The organism is Pseudomonas sp. GNP012, assembly GCF_054343835.1.
In genome coordinates, this window is record NZ_JBTGUU010000001.1 from 1,558,035 (window position 1) to 1,576,463 (window position 18,429).

Annotated in this window: 20 protein-coding genes; 15 read left to right on the forward strand and 5 right to left on the reverse strand. The window is 61.7% G+C overall.

Translation table 11 applies throughout. The features are described from left to right. Nucleotides 1-2: 2 nt before the first annotated feature. The 13 genes from ACXX83_RS06995 (at nucleotide 3) to ACXX83_RS07055 (ending at nucleotide 11,250) form a co-directional block, all read left to right on the forward strand. Entirely contained in the window at nucleotides 3-1,553 is a 1,551-nt protein-coding gene (locus tag ACXX83_RS06995) for a cytochrome c/ABC transporter substrate-binding protein (protein ID WP_458550165.1), read from the forward strand. A 13-nt stretch (nucleotides 1,554-1,566) separates the two neighbouring features. After that, on the forward strand, nucleotides 1,567-1,848 hold the full coding sequence (locus tag ACXX83_RS07000) for a peptidylprolyl isomerase (RefSeq protein ID WP_458547943.1): 282 nt from the start codon (nucleotides 1,567-1,569) through the stop codon (nucleotides 1,846-1,848). 225 nt (nucleotides 1,849-2,073) lie between these two features. Continuing rightward, nucleotides 2,074-2,607: a response regulator gene (locus ACXX83_RS07005; RefSeq protein ID WP_041474905.1), complete on the forward strand. Its 534-nt coding sequence runs from the start codon at nucleotides 2,074-2,076 to the stop codon at nucleotides 2,605-2,607. Nucleotides 2,608-2,691: 84 nt separating this feature from the next. Next, complete coding sequence (locus ACXX83_RS07010; RefSeq protein WP_458547944.1) at nucleotides 2,692-4,398, forward strand: GspE/PulE family protein; 1,707 nt, start codon at nucleotides 2,692-2,694, stop codon at nucleotides 4,396-4,398. Next, nucleotides 4,379-5,182 carry a hypothetical protein gene (locus ACXX83_RS07015; RefSeq protein ID WP_458547945.1) on the forward strand — a complete coding sequence of 268 codons (804 nt, stop codon included), beginning with the start codon at nucleotides 4,379-4,381 and terminating at the stop codon, nucleotides 5,180-5,182. Before ACXX83_RS07010 ends, ACXX83_RS07015 begins: the two co-directional genes overlap by 20 nt. 1 nt (nucleotide 5,183) lies before the next feature. Beyond that, nucleotides 5,184-5,729 (forward strand): PilN domain-containing protein, encoded by a 546-nt coding sequence (locus tag ACXX83_RS07020; RefSeq protein WP_102702445.1) that lies wholly within the window; start codon nucleotides 5,184-5,186, stop codon nucleotides 5,727-5,729. Further along, on the forward strand, nucleotides 5,716-6,264 hold the full coding sequence (locus ACXX83_RS07025; protein WP_458547946.1) for a pilus assembly protein PilO: 549 nt from the start codon (nucleotides 5,716-5,718) through the stop codon (nucleotides 6,262-6,264). Before ACXX83_RS07020 ends, ACXX83_RS07025 begins: the two co-directional genes overlap by 14 nt. Further along, nucleotides 6,264-6,782 carry a hypothetical protein gene (locus tag ACXX83_RS07030; RefSeq protein WP_458547947.1) on the forward strand — a complete coding sequence of 173 codons (519 nt, stop codon included), beginning with the start codon at nucleotides 6,264-6,266 and terminating at the stop codon, nucleotides 6,780-6,782. The genes ACXX83_RS07025 and ACXX83_RS07030 overlap by 1 nt, the downstream gene beginning before the upstream one ends. After that, on the forward strand, nucleotides 6,779-8,605 hold the full coding sequence (locus ACXX83_RS07035) for a secretin GspD/PilQ domain-containing protein (RefSeq protein ID WP_015095748.1): 1,827 nt from the start codon (nucleotides 6,779-6,781) through the stop codon (nucleotides 8,603-8,605). Before ACXX83_RS07030 ends, ACXX83_RS07035 begins: the two co-directional genes overlap by 4 nt. Nucleotides 8,606-8,607: 2 nt before the next feature. Next, nucleotides 8,608-9,081, forward strand: coding sequence for a type II secretion system protein (locus tag ACXX83_RS07040; protein ID WP_015095747.1), 474 nt, complete (start codon nucleotides 8,608-8,610; stop codon nucleotides 9,079-9,081). A 4-nt stretch (nucleotides 9,082-9,085) separates the two neighbouring features. Further along, complete coding sequence (locus ACXX83_RS07045; RefSeq protein ID WP_015095746.1) at nucleotides 9,086-9,460, forward strand: type II secretion system protein; 375 nt, start codon at nucleotides 9,086-9,088, stop codon at nucleotides 9,458-9,460. Next, nucleotides 9,435-9,974 (forward strand): type II secretion system protein, encoded by a 540-nt coding sequence (locus ACXX83_RS07050; RefSeq protein ID WP_015095745.1) that lies wholly within the window; start codon nucleotides 9,435-9,437, stop codon nucleotides 9,972-9,974. Before ACXX83_RS07045 ends, ACXX83_RS07050 begins: the two co-directional genes overlap by 26 nt. 952 nt (nucleotides 9,975-10,926) lie before the next feature. Beyond that, a complete protein-coding gene (locus ACXX83_RS07055; protein ID WP_458547948.1) occupies nucleotides 10,927-11,250 on the forward strand; it encodes a DUF6124 family protein in 324 nt (107 codons plus the stop codon). Nucleotides 11,251-11,420: 170 nt separating this feature from the next. Here the strand turns inward: ACXX83_RS07055 and ACXX83_RS07060 are convergent, their stop codons facing one another. Beyond that, nucleotides 11,421-11,861 carry an NUDIX hydrolase gene (locus ACXX83_RS07060; RefSeq protein ID WP_458547949.1) on the reverse strand — a complete coding sequence of 147 codons (441 nt, stop codon included), beginning with the start codon at nucleotides 11,859-11,861 and terminating at the stop codon, nucleotides 11,421-11,423. A gap of 89 nt (nucleotides 11,862-11,950) precedes the next feature. Beyond that, the gene (gene ppnN, locus ACXX83_RS07065) at nucleotides 11,951-13,324 is read right to left on the reverse strand and encodes a nucleotide 5'-monophosphate nucleosidase PpnN (RefSeq protein WP_095967677.1); all 1,374 of its coding nucleotides are present in this window, start codon (nucleotides 13,322-13,324) and stop codon (nucleotides 11,951-11,953) included. A 235-nt stretch (nucleotides 13,325-13,559) separates the two neighbouring features. On the opposite strand from ppnN, the gene ACXX83_RS07070 reads away from it, so the two are divergent. Both ACXX83_RS07070 and ACXX83_RS07075 read left to right on the forward strand, forming a co-directional pair. Next, nucleotides 13,560-14,087, forward strand: a complete 528-nt coding sequence (locus tag ACXX83_RS07070) for a DUF3087 domain-containing protein (RefSeq protein WP_458547950.1) — start codon at nucleotides 13,560-13,562, stop codon at nucleotides 14,085-14,087. An 81-nt stretch (nucleotides 14,088-14,168) separates the two neighbouring features. Continuing rightward, nucleotides 14,169-15,713 (forward strand): sensor domain-containing diguanylate cyclase, encoded by a 1,545-nt coding sequence (locus tag ACXX83_RS07075; RefSeq protein WP_458547951.1) that lies wholly within the window; start codon nucleotides 14,169-14,171, stop codon nucleotides 15,711-15,713. Nucleotides 15,714-15,787: 74 nt separating this feature from the next. Here the strand turns inward: ACXX83_RS07075 and ACXX83_RS07080 are convergent, their stop codons facing one another. The 3 genes from ACXX83_RS07080 to ACXX83_RS07090 form a co-directional block, all read right to left on the reverse strand. Continuing rightward, complete coding sequence (locus tag ACXX83_RS07080; protein WP_458547952.1) at nucleotides 15,788-16,162, reverse strand: DUF2784 domain-containing protein; 375 nt, start codon at nucleotides 16,160-16,162, stop codon at nucleotides 15,788-15,790. 60 nt (nucleotides 16,163-16,222) lie between these two features. Next, the gene (gene dapA, locus ACXX83_RS07085) at nucleotides 16,223-17,098 is read right to left on the reverse strand and encodes a 4-hydroxy-tetrahydrodipicolinate synthase (RefSeq protein ID WP_458547953.1); all 876 of its coding nucleotides are present in this window, start codon (nucleotides 17,096-17,098) and stop codon (nucleotides 16,223-16,225) included. A gap of 286 nt (nucleotides 17,099-17,384) precedes the next feature. Then, nucleotides 17,385-18,320, reverse strand: coding sequence for a sensor domain-containing diguanylate cyclase (locus ACXX83_RS07090; RefSeq protein ID WP_015095731.1), 936 nt, complete (start codon nucleotides 18,318-18,320; stop codon nucleotides 17,385-17,387). Nucleotides 18,321-18,429 lie beyond the last annotated feature (109 nt).

Sequence of the window (18,429 nt, forward strand, 5' to 3'; positions counted from 1 at the left end):
CCATCAATACTGCCCTCGTCCTTGGCCTGCTGCTCTTCGGCGGCCTCACGCTCAGCGTCCAGGCGCTGCCGCTGAACCTCAGCGAAAGTGCCGGCAAGCGCCTGTACCGCGAAGGTATATCGGCCAGCGGCGAGCCGATCATGGTCCGGGTCGGTGCATCGAACATGCTGCTGCCGGCCACCAGCCTGCCGTGCGCCAAATGTCATGGCGACGACGGCCTCGGGCGCCCGGAAGGCGGGGTGCGCCCACCGGACCTGAACTGGTCGCGGCTGGCCGGCAGCCATGGCCAGCAGCACATCAACGGCCGCAGTTACCCGGCCTACAGCGACAGCACCCTGGCGCAGGCGGTGCAGGAGGGGCGCGACCCCGGCAATAACCGGCTCGATCCGTCGATGCCACGATTCGTGTTGTCGATGAACGATCAACGCAATCTCACGGCGTACCTCAAACGCCTGGCCGAAGACCGCGATCCGGGCCTGACCCCCGACAGTCTGCACCTGGGCACGTTGCTGCCGGGCACCGGGCCATTGCGCGAGGAGAGCGTCACGGTGGCAGCGGTGCTCAAGGGCTGCGTGACGCGTATCAACGAGGCGGGGGGCATTCACGGCCGGCAGTTGCGCCTGACCATCCTCGACCCCGGTACCGATCGCGCCAGTGCCGAAAAGGCGCTGAACCGGTTGATCGATGAAGAGCAGGTGTTCGCCCTGATCGCTCCGCTGGCGCCGGCATTGGACATGGACCTCGGCGTGCACCTGGAACGGGCCGGCATTCCGCTGATCGGGCCGCTGTCCTTGCAGGGCACGCCCCACGCCAGCCCGCAGATATTCGAACCACTACCGGGGCTTCGCGAGCAATTGATCGCCCTGGCCGATTACGCCAGTGCCAGCCTGCGGGTGCTTCAGGGACCGACGTTGATCGCCTATCCGGACGAATCCGGCCAACGGCTGGCGGCACAGGAACTCAGCCGGTACTTGCAGGGGCGCGCCTGGCAAAAGGTGCGCCTGCAGGCCTACGACCCGAGCGGGGACGACTTGCCCCTGGGCTCGCGCTCGGTGTTTTACCTGGGCACAAGCAGCGGCTTCAGCCGATTGGCCGAGCGCCTGCAAACGGCGGGGCAGGTGCCTTACCTGTTCGCCACCTCGAACCAGGTGGCGGGCAATCTGACGCAGGTGCCCAGCGGATTTTCCCGGCGGGTGTTCCTGGCCTATCCGTTCGTGCCCAGCGACTGGACCCTGGCCGGGCGCCTGGCCCTGACTCAGTTGCGCGAACACCAGGGCCTCGGTGGCCAGCACGCGATACTGCAAGTGGGCGCGTTCAGTTCGATGATGCTGCTCAGCGAAGGCATGAAGCAGGCCGGGCGGGATGCCAGCCGCGAAAAGCTGGTCAGTGCCCTGGAAGGCCTGCATGACTTCGATACCGGGCTGACGCCCCTGATGAGCTTTGGTCCAGGCCGACGCCTGGGCTTGAGCGGTGCCCATATCGTCACGGTGGATCTGCCGGACCAGCGATTCTATCTGGTCGCCCCCTATAAACCTGTCGCTGCCACGCCCTGACCGGAGGCCGATCATGAAACTCGACACTTTGCCGGTCCTGCGGGCCCGACATATCCTGGTCAAGGTAGCGCCCGGTGCTGACGCTTCCACAGTCGAGGCCGCGGGTCTACGCTTAACTGCGATCAGGGCCCCCATCATTGCCGAGGCCGAAGAGGCGTCGGCCTGCGAAGGGGGTCACCTGGGTTACTTTCCCCGTGGACGGATGGTGCCGCAGTTCGAGGCTGCAGCGTTTGCCCTGGCACCGGGGGCCATCAGCCACTCGCACCATCGGATCGAGCGGATTGACGATGACTAGGGGGCGTTCCCCAACAGTGGGGGAAAAACTTCAATGCCAATCCGATCGCTTTCCCCGTTTTTGGGGGATGGGATTGCTGTACAAAAAAGGCATTGTTTTTAAATTCAAGGACATGAATGCCTGAAATTACCGGCGCTCAGTCTGGCATGAAGTGTGCGTTAGTCCTCTCAGGGCACGCGCTCCGCCAGGTTCAAAACCCGGACCTGCGGTTTCAAGGAGTCGACCTTGTTGAACAAAGTACTGGTTGTTGATGACGAACAGCTGCTGGCACAAAACCTCCAGGATTACCTGCAGGCGCAAGCGCTGGAAGTCCGGATTGCTCACGACGGTGCACATGGAATCGCCGAAGCAGACGATTTCGCACCCGATGTGATGGTGTTCGATTACCGCTTGCCCGATATGGAAGGCTTTCAGGTGCTCGATGCCGTCCGCCAGAACAGGAAGTGCCATTTTGTGCTGATCACAGGGCATCCAACCGCGGAAGTTTGCGAGCGGGCCCGGCTACTGGGAGTCAGCCATATCCTGTTCAAGCCCTTTCCGTTGGCGGAATTGGCCCGTGCAGTGCTTGATCTTCTGGACAGGCGGCGCGAGCCCAGGCCGGGTGTGAGCACCTCCGAAGGATTCGTCGAACGACGCCAGAGCAGGACCGAGAGTTTCCCGCTGCAGTTGTACGACGGTAGTTGGGTGCTTGCAGATCGCCGAAAAAATACATCGGCTTCCATGGCGCCAGACGACGAACAATTGCTCACCGGGGAGTAGTGGCGCGACAAGACGTTCCGGCCCGTGCCGAAATGGCTCGCCGCGCTGACAGGGTTCAAAGCCCCGGGCGTTGGAGAGCAAGCCATGGACCGTCTATCCCTTGCCGTAGAACCGGCGCAAGTGGAAGGTGTACCGACTCGTTTCACCAGTGAACAACTGGCCCAGGCCCGCGCCCTGGCCACCAGTTCCTGCGAGCGGATGCTGGACACCCTCGGGGAGTTGAGTGAACTGGCTCCCATGCCTTTCATCCAGTGCCTGGGTGTAACCCTGCACTACCCGGTGCTCGACACCGACAGCCTGTTCAGTGCCACCCCGGTGTTCGATCGGGTGACCCTGGCCCAATGCCTCAAGCGAGAATTCATCCTGCTGCGTCACGACGATGCGGTCATCGGCGTGTTCGCCGACCCCTTCGACAGCGCACGCCTGGCCTGGATCGACGAATGCCTGCATGGCGCACCGCTGTACCTGGTGCATGCCAACGACCTGAAGGCCTACCTGGCGCGTCACGAAGAAAGTTTCCACGCGGTGGAGTCGCTCAACGCCCATGCCGAGGGCGCAACCGAGATCGACACCCTGCAAAGCCTGTCCCTGACCAGCATCAGCGAAGACGCCAGCGTGGTGGTCAAGCTGGTCAACTCGACGCTGTACGACGCGCTGAAAATGCACGCCAGCGACATCCATCTGGGCACCACCGGCAGCGGCCTGGTGATCAAGTACCGGATCGACGGTGTGCTCAACAACATCAGCAAGATCCAGGGCAGCGAGTTCGCCGAGCAAGTGATTTCCCGGGTCAAGGTCATGGCTGAACTGGACATCGGCGAAAAGCGCGTGCCCCAGGACGGTCGTTTCAAGATCGGCATCAGCGGCCGGCAGATCGACTTCCGGGTGTCGATCATGCCGAGCATCTTCGGCGAAGACGCGGTGCTGCGGGTGCTCGACAAACAGGACCTTGCCGATAAAGTCAGTGGCGTACAACTGCAAGCCCTGGGCTTTGAAGAAGATACCCTGCGCCAGTTGCGCCGGCTGGCCGCCGAACCCTACGGCATGGTGCTGGTGACCGGGCCTACCGGTAGCGGCAAGACCACCACCCTGTACGCGATGATCACCGAGATCAACCACGGTGTGGACAAGATCATCACCATTGAAGACCCGGTGGAATATCAACTGCCGGGCGTACTGCAAATCCCCGTCAACGAGAAAAAGGGCCTGACCTTCGCCCGGGGCCTGCGTTCGATCCTGCGTCATGACCCGGACAAGATCATGGTCGGTGAAATCCGCGACCCGGACACCGCACAGATCGCCGTGCAATCGGCGCTCACCGGTCACCTGGTGTTCACCACCATCCACGCCAACAACGTGTTCGACGTGATCGGCCGGTTCACCCAGATGGAAATCGATCCCTACAGCCTGGTCTCGGCGCTCAATGCCGTACTGGCCCAGCGTTTGATCCGCCTGGTCTGCACCAGTTGCTGCACCCCTTACAGCCCGACAGAAGAAGAGCTGGAGGTCTCGGGACTCGATCCGCAAAAGGTCGCTCACTACCGGTTCGTCCACGGCAAGGGTTGCGGGCATTGCCGGGGCACCGGGTATCGCGGGCGCAGTGCGATTGCCGAGTTGCTGCACCTGGATGACGAACTGCGGCAAATGATCGTCGAGCGCCAGCCCATCTCGAAAATCAAGGCCCATGCCTGCAAACGTGGCTTGCGCCTGTTGCGCGAGTCGGCGCTGGAGATGGTGGAACAAGGCCGGACCACTCTCGAGGAGATCAATCGTGTCACTTTTATCTCGTGAGCAATTTGTCGCCGTGCTCGGCGCCAGCGGCGTAGGCCTGGGGTATCGGCAAGGCAGTGCAACCCGCTGGCTGGGCAGCGTCGGCTACATCGACGAAGGTTTCCAGGCCTGGGCGGTGGCCCTCGACACCCTCGACCGTTTGCTGGCCGAGCACGCCGTTGCCAGGGCGGAACTGACGGTGGTGGTCTCCGCACACTTCAGCCGCTATTGCCTGGTGCCCTGGAGCGATCAGATCAGCAGCCCGGCCGAATTGCTCGGCTTCGCCCAACTGTGTTTCGAAGACCTCTACGGTGCACCGACGCAACCCTGGAGCCTGGTGCTGTCGGCTGAACCTGCGGGTTATGACCGCATCGCCACCGCGCTGCCCCAGGACTTGCTCGAGCGCCTGCGCGCCCTGGTCAGCACGCGTGGCTTGCGCCTGCGTTCGGTGCAGCCCTACCTGATGGCGGCGTTCAACCATTTCGATAAAAGCCTTGATGCCGGGGACTTCCTGTTCGTGGTCGCCGAACCGGTACGCAGCGTGTTGCTGCTGGCCCGGGAAGGGCGCTGGGCTTCGGTGCGCTCGGTGGGCAGCAGCGACAGTGACGGGGCCCTGACGGCGCTGATCGGCCGTGAGAACCAGTTGCAGGCGTCCACCAGCGAACGACCGTTGACGGTCTACCTGCATGCGCCGGCGCGCATCGACTCGCACCCTGATGTACCCGGTGTGCATCTGCGCACCCTCGAAGAAGACCGGACAGCCGTACGCGATTGCCTGTACGTCATGTCCCGGGCGGTGGCCTGACATGCGCCCCCTGATGCTCGACTTCCAGCCGCGCCGCCGGGCAGGCCCCCTGGGCTGGAGCCTGCTGGCCGGTGGCGTGGTGCTGACACTGAGTTGCGCGCTGGTGCAGCAGCACCTGAGCAACGAGGCCGAACAACAGCAAGGCCACCTGCAAACCACCCAGCGGGTGCTCACCGGCGACAACGGCAGCAAGCCCGGCCTGACCCCGGCGGAAACTCGCGAGCAGGCGCAGAACCTGGCCGAAATGCGCAAGGTTTCCCAGCAATTGCGCCGCCCTTGGGAGCGTCTGTTCGCCACGCTGGAAGCCATGCCGCGGGACAACATTGCCCTGTTGACCCTGACCCCGGACGCCCGCAAAGGCCAGGTCCGGATCAGCGCCGAGGCGATGGACCTGGACGCCATGCTCGATTTCCACCGTCGCCTCGAGGCCAGTGACGAGCTGTCCGACGTGTCGCTGCTGAGCCACGAAATTGTCGCCAACGTGCCGGAACACCCGGTGCAGTTCAACCTGTCGGCTACCTGGGAGATCGGCGATGCAAATCCATAAATTGATCGTCCACGAATACCTGCAAGGCCTGGGGGCTCCGGGGCTGGCAGGGTTGGCCATGCTGGTGCTGGCGCTGAGCTATGGCCTGGCCGGATTGCTGCCGGACTGGCAGTCGCTGCAAAGCCTCAGCCAGCAGACCCGCGAAGCCACCGAGTACCTGGCCAGGGTCGAAGACGGCACAGTGGCTGCACCGGTGGTGCCGCAACGCCAGCTCGACGATTTTCGCAGCAAGTTGCCGTCCCAGCCCCAGGCCACCGTGGCCATCGACAAGATCTACGCCTTGGCCGCCCAGGAGCGCATCATCTTGTCCCGGGGGGAATACTCCCTGGGCGTGGACCCCAAGACGCACCTGGCCCGCTATCAGATTCTGCTGCCGGTACGTGGCAGCTATCCGCAACTGCGGCGTTTCCTGCACGCCTTGCTCGGCCAGTTGCCGGCGGTGGTGCTCGAGGATGTGGAGCTTCAGCGCAAGAATATCGCCGATACCGACCTGACCGGGCGGATCCGCATGACCCTTTATCTGTCGAGGTCATGATGAATACCAAACGAGTGGCGGGCTGGGTGGCGTTCTTCGGTGTAGCGGCAGCGCTCGCCTGGTTCCCCGAATACTTCAGGCAGGCTGACGACAGCGACCCTGCGGTGGCCGCCGTGGCCACGTCAGCCAAAGGCAAGGCCCCGGGCGCAGCGGCGGCTGCATCGAGCGCCGCGGCGGTAGTGCCGATCAAGGACCTGAGCCCTGCAGGCGACCTGTTCGCCGCCCGCAGCTGGAATGCGGAGCCGGTCCTCGGCACCGTCATTGAACAACCGGTAGTCGTGACTCCAGAGGTGCAGGTCCCCACTGCACCGCCGTTGCCCTTCCAGTTTGTCGGCAGGCTGGGTGACCGTTCCGATCTGCAGGTGTTCTTGCAGAGCGGCGAAAAAATATACGTCGTGCGCAAAGGGGATGTCATCGACGAAACCTGGCGGCTCGAGCGCATTTCCGATAAGGAACTGAGTCTGGTCTACCTGCCTTTGCGTTTGGCTCAGACTCTGTCTGTGGGGAGTACGGAATGAACAAATCCCGTTTGCTGATGAGCCTTTGTCTCTGCGCAGGGCTGGCTGCATGCAGTTCGGCGCAGATCGCCAAGGACGAAGCTTCCGCCCTGATGGAATCAGGCCAGTACGAAGCCGGTCTGGCTCGCATCGAACAGGGATTGCGCGAGAACCCTCGCGATACCGATCTGCACATAGCACTCAATAGCGGCCGGGCCCGCGCCGTGACGGCACTGCTGACCCAGGCCGACATGGACCGCGCCCAGCGTAATTTCGCCGGGGCCCGCATGGGCTACAGCCGGGTCCTGAGCATCGAACCGAACAACCGTCGTGCCCAGGACTCCCTGCGTCAACTCGACTACCTGCGCAGCATGGACGAGAAACTCGAAATGGCCCGTGGCGACCTGCGTCGCGGTGACATCTACGGTGCCGACCGCCAGGTCAAGCAGATTCTCGAACTGGACCCGCAGAACGAGGGTGCCCGGGAACTGCAAGACAGCATCCGCCTGGTGCAGAGCCGCAACGTGGTGCAGTACCCGCAGCTGCGCACGCGCCTGGACCGGCCGGTGACCCTGGAGTTTCGCGACGCCAACCTGAAGACCATTTTCGAAGTGCTGTCCCAGGTCGCCGGCTTGAACTTCATCTTCGACAAGGACCTGCGCCCGGACATGAAAGCCACGATCTTCGTACGTGATGTGCGCATCGAAGACGCCGTGGAACTGCTGCTGCAACAGAACCAGTTGCATCAGAAAGTGGTGAATGAAAACACCTTGCTGATCTACCCGGACTCGCCGCAGAAGCTCAAGGATTATCAGGAACTGGTGATGCGCACCTTCTACCTGACCAGCATCGATGCCAACACCGCGCTGAACATGATCAAGACCATGCTCAAGACCCGCGACGTGTTCGTCGATGAACGCCTCAATACCCTGACCATGCGCGACACGGGCGACGCCATCCGCATGGCGGAAAAACTGCTGCAATCGCAGGACCAGTCCAACCCCGAAGTGGTGCTGGAAGTGGAAGTGATGGAAGTGGCCCGTCAGCGCATTCTCGACCTCGGCCTGCAATGGCCCAACACCTTCGGTGTGATCAACAGCGACGGCTCGCCAGTGTCCATCCTTGACCAGCTCAAAGGCATCGACTCCAGCCGGATTTCCATCAGCCCGGCGCCGCAGGCCAAGATCAACGCCCAGGACAAGGACATCAATACCCTGGCCAGCCCGGTGATCCGGGTGAGCAACCGCGAACAGGCGCGCATCCACATCGGTCAGCGCGTGCCCATCATTAGCGCCACCTCGGTGCCTTCGACCCAGGGGCCGGTGATCACCGAAAGCGTGACTTACCTCGACGTCGGTCTGAAGCTTGAAGTGCAGCCCATCGTGCACCTGAACAACGAAGTGGCGATCAAGGTCGCGCTGGAAGTCAGTAACGCCACGCCGCTGGCGCCGACCGCTCAGGGCACCATTCCGGTCCAGGTCGATACCCGCAACGCCCAGACCACCTTGCGTCTGCATGATGGCGAAACCCAGATCCTCGCCGGTCTGGTGCGCAACGACCATGGCAGCAGCGGTAACAAGATCCCTGGCCTTGGCGACATTCCTGGGCTGGGCCGCCTGTTCGGCAGCAACAAAGACGACATCAGCAAATCCGAACTGGTGCTGTCGATCACCCCGCGGATCGTGCGCAACCTGCCATACCAGAGCCCGTCGGACATGGAATTCTCGACCGGCACCGAAACCAGCATGCACATCCAGGCCCCTGACCGTTCGATGAGCACGACGGTTCAGACCGGCCCCATGAGCGCACCGATCGCCACCACGGTTACTGTCGGGAAGCCTTGATCATGAGCGCCTCGCAACGCGGTTTTACCCTGGTCGAAGTCGTGGTGACGCTGGCCCTGGTCGGCCTGTTGGCCGGCATGGCCGCACCGCTGACCGAGACGGTGGTGCGCCGTGGCAAAGAGCAGGAACTGCGGACCGCGCTGTACCAGATCCGCGATGGCATCGACGCCTACAAACGCGCCTTCGACGCCGGCTACATCGAGAAATCGCTCGACAGCAACGGCTACCCGCCGAACCTGAAAGTGCTGGTCGAGGGTGTACGTGACGTGCGCAGCGCCAAGGGGGCCAAGTTCTACTTCCTGCGGCGCATCCCCCGTGATCCGCTGGCCACCGTCAAGCGTGACGACGAGGGCGGCTGGGGCCTGCGTGCCTATGACAGTTCGGCTGAGAACCCGCGCGAGGGCCAGGACGTCTTTGACGTTTACTCCAAGGCCCGGGGCAAAGGTCTCAACGGCATCGCCTATCGTGAGTGGTGAGCATATGCGTCGGCAAAAGGGTTTTACCCTGTTGGAACTGATGGTGGTCATGGCAATCATCGCGACCCTGATGACGATCGCCATGCCACGCTACTTCACCAGCCTGGAAGCCTCGAAAGAGACCACCCTGCGCCAGAGCCTGTCGTCCATGCGCGAGGCGCTGGATCACTACTACGGCGACACCGGGCGTTATCCCGACTCCATCGAACAACTGGTCGAACTGCGCTACCTGCGTAACCAGCCGCTGGACCCGATTGCCGAGCGCAAGGACACCTGGGTCGTGGTCGCGCCACCGGATGGCGTGGCGGGCGGGGTGGCCGATATCAAGAGTGGCGCCAGCGGGAGGGCGCGTGATGGCAGCCTTTATTCCGAGTGGTAAGCCTTCGGGTCAGGACGGCTTCACCTACCTGGGTGTGCTGTTTCTGATTGTCGTGATCGGCATGGGCCTGGCCAGTGCCGGCGAGTTGTGGGCCACCGCTTCACGCCGGGATCGCGAACACCAGTTGCTCTGGGTCGGTACGCAGTATGCCCAGGCGCTGCGCAGCTATTACCGCAGTTCGCCCGGCGTCGCCATGTACCCGAAAGAGCTCGCGGACCTGTTGCAGGACGAGCGCTTCCCGTCGGCCAGGCACCATATCCGCCAGTTGTACCCGGAGCCGATGACGGGGGGCGAATGGGAGCTGATGCGCGGTATCGACGGACGGATCAGCGGTGTCTACTGCCCGTCCGAGCAGAAGCCGCTCAAACAAGAGAACTTTCCCAGCGAGTGGTCGGACTTCAAAGGCATGGCCAGCTACAAGGATTGGCAGTTCGTGGCCGAGAAAGTTGTCCTCGATGGCACCGAGGGGCTGCCCAAAGAACAGTCCACCGCGCCCCAGGCATTGCAGCCTTGAACCCTTGGGAGCGGGTTTTGCGCCAGATATACCGGGTCCAATTGTGGGCTTGCTCGCGAAGGCGTTGTTGACTGTGTACATATCCGTTTTTTTGGTAACGGCGGCTTATGGTTTCGCCCTGACGGCGACTCCCTTTTTTACAAGCGCCTAAAAAAGGAAGCAAAAAACGCTCGCCCCTTACGTACGGCCCCTCGCTTAGGCTCGGGGTTCCTTCGCTCCGGTGTCCATCCGGGGGCATTGCCCTCCGGTCGGCTTCGCTTCGACCTACATGCAATGAGTTCGACTGCGTCGAACGGCGCTGCGCGCCCATCCCCGGATGAACACCTCCACTCAGCCTGCCGAGGGGGCGGGTGGATCAAGATCACAAGCTGCAGGCGAGCTAACGCTCGGCCTGATGAGTGGTGAAGAGCGAAGGTGTACGCCGACCTGCCTTTGCTCTTCTGTGGGAGCGAGCTTGCTCGCGATGGCGGCCTGCCAGCCAACCAATTTCTTTCGAATGTACCCAGCCCAACTGTGGGAGCGAGCCTGCTCGCGAAGACGGCCTTGCAGCCAACGAAAATCCTCTGCCTCACACCAGCGAAATGGCCAGAAATTATGGATGTCAGGCAAGGCTGTAGGACCAGGAGTGAGGCTACACCGCCTTGCGTCGTTGCCTACAACTACGCCAGAATCCGCCGGCTTGTGGGCCTTGGACCCTGACTCTATCGTTGTCGGGTCGCTGCAAATTCAGCGACCGGGTTTCGCAGCCCGGGTTAATCAAGGCGCTCAGCGCCACCGTTTCCATACAGTTGGCGCTTTTGTTCGCCCACTGTTTTGCGTTATGGCGGCTGTGCGCGGGAGACTTTCGGGTCTGCCGGGTTCCTTGATTCCCGGTCTGCGAACCTGCGTATGGCCGCCACCTGCTTCGTTTCGCAGCGAATCGTGGCGGCTCCATCAATCAAGGAGCTTCGTCATGGTCAAACCCACACCCAATCCCCCCGAATCAGAAACCGATACCACCCGGAGTGCATCAACTCTCCACCTCAAACCCGCCATCCTCAAAAACAACGCACCCCACAACCCCAGCACAATGTTCATCATCGCGCCAAACATCGACACCGAAAGCCTGTTGGCCCACGCCTGCGAATCGCTGGCCTCGGCGAGCGTCATGGCCAGTGATTTCGCAACATTCCTGGATGGTCCGCAACGCAGCATGCTGCTGGGGATCCAGCAGGTGATCATGCTGGCGGACCTGGCGGTCAACCGTGCACTGGATAACGTTGCTCCACTGGACTAAACGCCGAGCTTTTGTGGCGAGGGGGCTTGCCCCCGTTGGGGTGCGAAGCACCCCCCAAAAAAGGGTCCTTACGTTTATCTCCGGGAAACCGGGTAACGGCTTTTAGGGCCGCTGCGCAGCCCAACGGGGGCGAGCCCCCTCGCCACAGGGTTTGTGTACGCCGGAACGCATCAGGCGCTTTCCAGCATCTTGATCAATTCCTCAGGCCACACCGTTTCTCGGGTCTCTCGCAGTTCGGCTACGGACCACCACTTATGGTCAGCCATTACCCGGACTTCGTGAGCCGTCCATCCCTCACGGGACAGGCGTTCACTGTCGGTATGAACCACAAAATACTGCTCAACCGACAGCACCGTTTCGCCGCTTGGCAGCATCATCGGAAAACTGCGCTCTGCAACGCTGGCTCCCACGGCTGCGACATTCAGCCCGGTTTCTTCAAACAGTTCACGAACCGCCGCCGCCTCAAAGGATTCACCCGGCTCAAGCCCGCCACCGGGTGTCGCCCAGTGGCTTTGGCCGTCGAGGGCATCGCCTTTGTGCTGGAAGTGAAACAGCAGAACCTGTTGTGCAGGATTGATCACCAGCAGTCTGGCGGAATTACGTTGGCGCATTTTTTTCTTTCCATAGAGTGCCGCAAACCGCAGCTTTCACTGCGGCCCGCGACGGTAAAGCTCATGTCGGCGTTATTACACCGAAAGGGTTAAGCCACCACCCGATAACACGGCACATACGCCGCGCCGCCCGGCAGTTTCATGCGGTGCTGGGCGACGAAGGCTTTGAGCAGCAGGTCCAGCGGTTGCATGATCGCCGCGTCGCCACGGATCTGGTAGGGCCCGTGCTCTTCGATCAGGCGGATGCCCTTGTCCTTGACGTTGCCGGCGACGATGCCGGAGAACGCGCGGCGCAGGTTGGCCGCCAGTTCGTGGGAGGGCAGGTCCAGGCTCAGTTTCAGGTTGGCCATGTTTTCGTGGGTCGGGTCGAACGGGCGCTGGAAGCCTTCGTCGATTTTCAGCAGCCAGTTGAAGTGGAACGCATCGTTGCGCTCGCGGCGGAACTGCTTGACCGCCTTGAGGCCCTGGGTCATCTGGCGCGCCACTTCAGCCGGGTCATCGATGATGATCTGGTAGTGCTGCTTGGCGGCGTCGCCCAGGGTGGCGCCGACGAACGCGTCCAGTTGCTCCAGGTACGGCGCGGCATGTTTGGGCCCGGTGAGGACGACCGGGAAGGGCAGGCCTGCGTTGTCCGGGTGCATCAGGATGCCCAGCAGGTACAGGAATTCTTCGGCCGTACCGGCGCCGCCCGGGAAGATGATGATGCCGTGACCGACGCGGACGAAGGCTTCCAGGCGTTTTTCGATGTCCGGCAGGATCACCAGTTCGTTGACGATCGGGTTCGGCGCTTCGGCGGCGATGATGCCGGGTTCGGTCAGGCCCAGGTAGCGGCCGCCGTGGATGCGTTGCTTGGCGTGGGCGATGGTCGCGCCCTTCATCGGGCCTTTCATCACGCCGGGGCCGCATCCGGTGCAGATGTCCAGGCTGCGCAAGCCCAGTTCGTGGCCGACTTTCTTGGTGTATTTGTACTCTTCGGTGTTGATCGAGTGCCCGCCCCAGCACACCACGATCTTCGGCTCGACGCCGGGGCGCAGGGTGCGGGCGTTGCGCAGCAGGTGGAAGACGTAGTCGCTGATGCCCTGGGAGTTGCTCAGGTCGATGCGCTGGCTGTCGAGTTCGTTTTCGGTGTAGACGATGTCACGCAGGGCGCTGAAGAGCATTTCCCGGGTGCTGGCGATCATTTCGCCGTCGACGAAGGCGTCGGCCGGAGCGTTCAGCAGTTCCAGGCGTACACCGCGGTCCTGCTGGTGAATGCGGATCTCGAAATCCTTGTAGGCTTCCAGAATGGTCTTGGCGTTGTCGACATGGGCGCCGGTGTTGAGGATGGCCAGGGCGCACTGGCGGAAGAGGCTGTAGATACTGCCGGAACCGGCTTCGCTCAATTGCTGGACTTCCCGTTGCGAGAGCGTTTCCAGGCTGCCTTTGGGACTGACGGAGGCGTTGATAACTTGGCGTTGGGTCATTCAATGATCCTTAAAACGATGTCATTCACACAGCAACTACGAATGGCATCCGAATGATGTGTATTCATGAAAGAAGATGGCACGAACTGCGCGGTCTCGCCATGTCCCCCGATTGACGATGAAAAGATGAAAAGGAGCTCCAGCATAGCTAAATCCCTCGTAGAGGCGATAATGGCCCGCTGACTTTTTGCCTCAGCCCCCTTTTTACCCTTTCAGCTCAGGAAAAACCGACGCAATGTTTGAAATCCAGCCGATGAACGCTGACACCTACCGGCAACAGACGCGGCGCAGCACGGTCATCATTGCCCTGATCTTCCTGGCGCTGGCGATGCTGCTGTCCACGGCGGCGGTGGCGCTGTTCGGCACGCCCGGGGGCGACAATCTGCGCTTCAACGTCGGCGGCGTGTTTGTTGCCGTGCTGGCGATGGTCGCGCTGATGCGCAAGGTGTTCTGGCGCCAGGCGTGGATGGCGCCTGCGGTCTACAGCTGGCAGCTCAAGCGCAGCCTGATGAGCATCACCAATGTCATGCATCATGTAACGGCGGCCGTGGAACGGGGTGATCCGGTTGCGATGAAGCTGTTGCGTTTCTACCATTTGGGCTTGAACCAGATGCATCAACTCGATGGCAACTCCAGCGACCATGGCCAGTTGATCCGCGAAATGGACCAGCACAAGGAACGGATGCAAGCGCAGGGAATCGAAACCGAACAGACACGGCTGGATCCGGCGTGGCTGGAGGCGGTCAAGCAGGTGTCGCGCTAACATCATTGCGAGCCCGGCTCGGGCATAGTGAGCAAAAACGGCGATCAGGAAGGTTCGTCCGTCATCGACACAGGGATTACCATGGGACATCCATTGATCAACGATCAAATTCAAATGCTTCGGTCAGCCGTGCCAAGGCTCAAGGTCCGCTCGGCGGTGACCTTGCTGATGGCGGTGTGCCTGTCGATGGTGGCTATCGTTATCTGGGAAGCCTGGAGCTCACGCCAGTACCACCTGCATGACAAGGAAGTGGTGATGTCCAACCTTGCGCAGACGCTGGCTTCGCAAGCACAGGCAACGATCAAGCAGGCCGATACGCTGCTGTTCACGTTGGTCGATCGTCTGGAACACGACGGCGTGGATCAATCCCGGCTGCCGGCATTGCTCAATGCCCAGCGCAGTGAGTTGAGCCAGCTCCATGGCTTGTTCGTTTTCGACGAAAAAGGGCAGTGGCTCGCCAATTCCAATGGCGCCGGCCAGACCGGCGTCAACAATTCCGACCGCGAATACTTCATCTTCCATCGCGACAACCCCAGCCGTGGGCCGCACATCGGGCCGTCGATCAAGAGCCGCTCGAGCGGCGAGTGGATCCTGACGGTTTCGCGTCGGCTCAATCATCCCGACGGCAGTTTTGCTGGCGTGGCGCTGGCGACGATCTACCTCAGTCATTTCCTGCAGCTCTACGACAGCATCGACATGGGCAGCAACGGCGTGATCACCCTGATCGCCGACAACGCCAGCATTGTCATTCGCCGACCCTTCAAGGAGTCGGATATCGGCAGCAGTCTCGCCAAGAGCCCGTTGTTCACCCAGTTGCTGCCCAAGGGCGATGCGGGCACGGCCACGATCACGTCGGTCGTCGACGGTGTCGAGCGGGTGACGGGGTACCGCCGGGTCGAGGGTTATCCGCTGATCGTGTTTGCCGCGCTGAACAAGGATGAAGTGCTGGCCAGTTGGCGCAAGGAAACGCTGCTCAGCGCCGGCATCGTCACGCTTTTGCTTGGTGTTCTCGGGGTACTGGGGTTCCGGCTGATCAAACTGATGAAGCAGCAGAACCTGGCGCAGGTCGAGTTGCTGGACACCCAGGACAAGCTCCTGGAGGTCAATCGCAACCTTGAAGGCCTGGCCCTCAAGGATGCGCTGACGGGGCTGGCCAACCGGCGTCAGCTCGACGCTTTCATCGATGCCGAAATGGGCCGTGCCCGGCGTAGCCAGAGTGAGTTGGCGCTGCTGATGATCGATGTCGATCATTTCAAACCGTTCAATGACCGCTACGGTCACCTGGCCGGTGATGAGTGTTTGCGCAAGGTCGGTGCGATCATCACCGACAACATCAAGCGCCCCGGTGACCTGGCCGCCCGTTATGGTGGCGAGGAGTTTGCAGTGGTGCTGCCCGGCAACGACTACGTGGGGGCATTCCTGGTGGCGGAGAAAATCCGTCGCGCGGTGCTACAGGCCGCAATTGCCCACAGCGACAGCCCGGAAGGCGCCGTCACCGTCAGCGTTGGCGTGTGTGCGAGCAATGGTGCGTCCCAGGTTCGCTCCGAAGACCTGATCGGTGCGGCGGACAAGGCGCTGTACGTGGCCAAGGCCAGTGGGCGCAATATGAGTGTGATTGCCAACTGAGGCTCAAGCGTCAGGCAAACCGGTCCGTTCCCTGTGTAGGAGCTGCCTCAGGCTGCGATCTTTTGATCCTGGTTTCAGGTTGCCCGCCGCAATCGCCACTGCCTGATTAATCGAAGATAGACCAACACATTGATCACCAACACCACGCTGCCCAAACCCAGTTGAATGGTCGGCGTAAGGCCCGCCGGGTAAATCACCGGCCAAATGTAATGCTCGATGAACCCAGCGCCATAGCCGGTTTGCCCGGCCCCATGGCGCATGCGGTTTTCCCAGTCGGTCAGCGGGCAGGGCAGGTGGAAGAACTCCACCGCCATCCCCCACAGCGCAGCGGGCGGATGCCACCAGATCAGGTGGCGCCATTTGAGTATCAGCAGCCCGCCGAACACGACAAACACAATGAACGACAGGTGAAACAGCATCAGCCCGTCGGCGGCGATTCGGTACAGCATGTCGGTGCCCCTGAAGGCTGATCGAATCGCTCCATGGTACTCGGGCCGGTGGCGGGCACTCTATCGATTGTCGCGATCCAATGTCCTGAGCACGCCTTGCAAACGCTCGGTCATCGATTCGCTGCTGCGTTGCATCGGTGCGCGCAGTTCGTCTCCGATCAAGCCTTGCAGGGCCAGCGCGGTTTTCACCGGGGCCGGGTTGGGCTCCAGGAACAGGCTGTTGATCAGTGGCAGCAAACGGAAAAACGTGGCACGACCTTCAGCCAATTGGTTGTCGCGGATCTGCCGGTGCAGCTGCACGAACAGTTCCGGATGGATATGCGCCGACGCGGCAATCGCGCCTTTGGCGCCCAGGCACAGGGCATTGAAGATCTGGTTGTCTTCGCCGCACAGCACGTCGACATGGCCGCTATCGAGCAAGGCGAGGGTGTTGGAAAAGTTACCGCCGCAATCCTTGATCGCGACGATCCGCTCGTGGGCGACGATGTTGAGCAGGGTCGCCTGTTCGAAGGCCACGCCGGTACGGTAGGGGATGTCGTAGAGAATCAGTGGCACGCTGGAGGCATCGGCGACCGTGCGGAAAAACCCTTCGAGGCCGGCCTGGGACGGGCGGATGTAATACGGCGCCGGCACCAGCAGGCCCGCCACCGGGCGCTTCAGGATCTCGCTCTGGAACTGCAACAACTCGGTCAGGTTGTTGCCGGCCAGGCCCATGACCACCCGTTGCGCCGGCACCAGCTCCAGCACCGCATCCAGCACTGCCAGTTGCTCATGTTTGCCCATCGCCGCCGGCTCGCCGGTGGTGCCGCAAACGACGAGGCCGTCGACACCTTTTTCCAGCAGGTGGCTGACCAGCCGGCGCAAGCCGACGAAATCGATGGCGCCGTTGTGGAAAGGTGTGACCAGTGGAACCCAGATACCCTGAAACGCTGACATGCTTTTTTCTCCTGATGGTTGACCGATTTCGTCACCGTCAGGGGCATGGAAGGAGAGTAAGCAAGGGGAGTGTGGTCCGTCGCGCTCAATGTCCTGTCAGCTCATCTGACGGGACAGCGCGCCCCGGTCACATGAGCGACTGTTTCTTCGATTTGAGGGCGTGCGCAACGCAACCTTGCGCCTTGGCAATCAAGCCAATGACGGAAGAGTCGAGTTTGAAGGTTGCGGACATACTTGTTTACACCCTGAGTGAGGCGCCCAGTTTTAAAAGTCGGCGCGCCTTTTGTCAATCACGAAAATCAGCGAACTCGGCGCGCATCCGGCCATTGTGCTTGGCCTTGTAGAGCTGATGATCGACCTGCTCGATGAATTCCAGGGCCGTGGCATGCATCGATGCCAGGGTGGTGCCGACGCCGAGGCTGATACTCAGCAGCTTCGACACGTTCGAGAATTCATGGGGGATCTGCTGCTGGCGAATCAGGTGCAGACACTTGTGCGCCACCAGTCTGGCGGATTCGGCATCGGTTTCCGGCAGCAGCCAGACGAACTCTTCACCGCCGATCCGGGCGATGAAATCCCGTGGCCGGTTCGCCGCCAGGGACAAGGTTTGCGCGACGCGGCGCAGGCATTCGTCGCCCTTGATGTGGCCGTAATGGTCGTTGTACTGCTTGAAGTAGTCGATATCCAGCACGATCACCGATAATGGCAACGCGGTGCGCTGGGCCGTGTTCCACTCGCGTTCCAGCACGGTGTCGAACATGCGGCGGTTGGCGATACCGGTCAGGCCGTCCTGGAAGGAATACTCTTCCAGTTGTTTTTGCAGGCGGATCAGGTGTTCTTCGGTTTTCTTGCGCTCGCTGATATCGAACATGAACCCCACCAGCGCCTCGACTTCGCCGTCCTTGCGCACCACGTGCACCACATCGCGGATCCACACGTACTCGCCGCTTTCGGTCAGTGCGCGATAGTCGGCCTCGTGATCGATGCCGGCCCGCGATTGCGAGACACAGAAGTCCATCACGTAGTCGCGGTCATCCGGGTGCATGCGCTCGACCCAGTCATTGACCGAGGCCCAGCTGTGCTGCTTCCAGCCCAGCAGTTCTTCGATCTGTGGCCCGATGTAGCTGAAGGTCATGGTTTTCCAGTCGATGCGCCAGGGAATGGCTTTGGTCGACTCAAGCAGGGTTTTGTAAACGTCGCTGTCGGTTTCGACTGAACTCATGAAGGGCCTGCCTCGATGAAAAATGCAGGGCCATCATGTTGCTACCACCTTGGCGAATCAAGCAGGCAGCCGATGAATGGCACGCGGGCGTATCAGTGAGCAAGATTGT

Excerpts from the sequence above, each read along its gene's own strand:
- ACXX83_RS07000 (WP_458547943.1), top strand. The coding sequence starts at position 1,567 with ATGAAACTCGACACTTTGCCGGTCCTGCGGGCCCGACATATCCTGGTC.
- ACXX83_RS07010 (WP_458547944.1), top strand. The coding sequence starts at position 2,692 with ATGGACCGTCTATCCCTTGCCGTAGAACCGGCGCAAGTGGAAGGTGTA.
- ACXX83_RS07020 (WP_102702445.1), top strand. The coding sequence starts at position 5,184 with ATGCGCCCCCTGATGCTCGACTTCCAGCCGCGCCGCCGGGCAGGCCCC.
- ACXX83_RS07025 (WP_458547946.1), top strand. The coding sequence starts at position 5,716 with ATGCAAATCCATAAATTGATCGTCCACGAATACCTGCAAGGCCTGGGG.
- ACXX83_RS07030 (WP_458547947.1), top strand. The coding sequence starts at position 6,264 with ATGAATACCAAACGAGTGGCGGGCTGGGTGGCGTTCTTCGGTGTAGCG.
- ACXX83_RS07035 (WP_015095748.1), top strand. The coding sequence starts at position 6,779 with ATGAACAAATCCCGTTTGCTGATGAGCCTTTGTCTCTGCGCAGGGCTG.
- ACXX83_RS07040 (WP_015095747.1), top strand. The coding sequence starts at position 8,608 with ATGAGCGCCTCGCAACGCGGTTTTACCCTGGTCGAAGTCGTGGTGACG.
- ACXX83_RS07045 (WP_015095746.1), top strand. The coding sequence starts at position 9,086 with ATGCGTCGGCAAAAGGGTTTTACCCTGTTGGAACTGATGGTGGTCATG.
- ACXX83_RS07050 (WP_015095745.1), top strand. The coding sequence starts at position 9,435 with ATGGCAGCCTTTATTCCGAGTGGTAAGCCTTCGGGTCAGGACGGCTTC.
- ACXX83_RS07055 (WP_458547948.1), top strand. The coding sequence starts at position 10,927 with ATGGTCAAACCCACACCCAATCCCCCCGAATCAGAAACCGATACCACC.
- ACXX83_RS07060 (WP_458547949.1), bottom strand. The coding sequence starts at position 11,861 with ATGCGCCAACGTAATTCCGCCAGACTGCTGGTGATCAATCCTGCACAA.
- ppnN (WP_095967677.1), bottom strand. The coding sequence starts at position 13,324 with ATGACCCAACGCCAAGTTATCAACGCCTCCGTCAGTCCCAAAGGCAGC.
- ACXX83_RS07070 (WP_458547950.1), top strand. The coding sequence starts at position 13,560 with ATGTTTGAAATCCAGCCGATGAACGCTGACACCTACCGGCAACAGACG.
- ACXX83_RS07075 (WP_458547951.1), top strand. The coding sequence starts at position 14,169 with ATGGGACATCCATTGATCAACGATCAAATTCAAATGCTTCGGTCAGCC.
- ACXX83_RS07080 (WP_458547952.1), bottom strand. The coding sequence starts at position 16,162 with ATGCTGTACCGAATCGCCGCCGACGGGCTGATGCTGTTTCACCTGTCG.
- dapA (WP_458547953.1), bottom strand. The coding sequence starts at position 17,098 with ATGTCAGCGTTTCAGGGTATCTGGGTTCCACTGGTCACACCTTTCCAC.
- ACXX83_RS07090 (WP_015095731.1), bottom strand. The coding sequence starts at position 18,320 with ATGAGTTCAGTCGAAACCGACAGCGACGTTTACAAAACCCTGCTTGAG.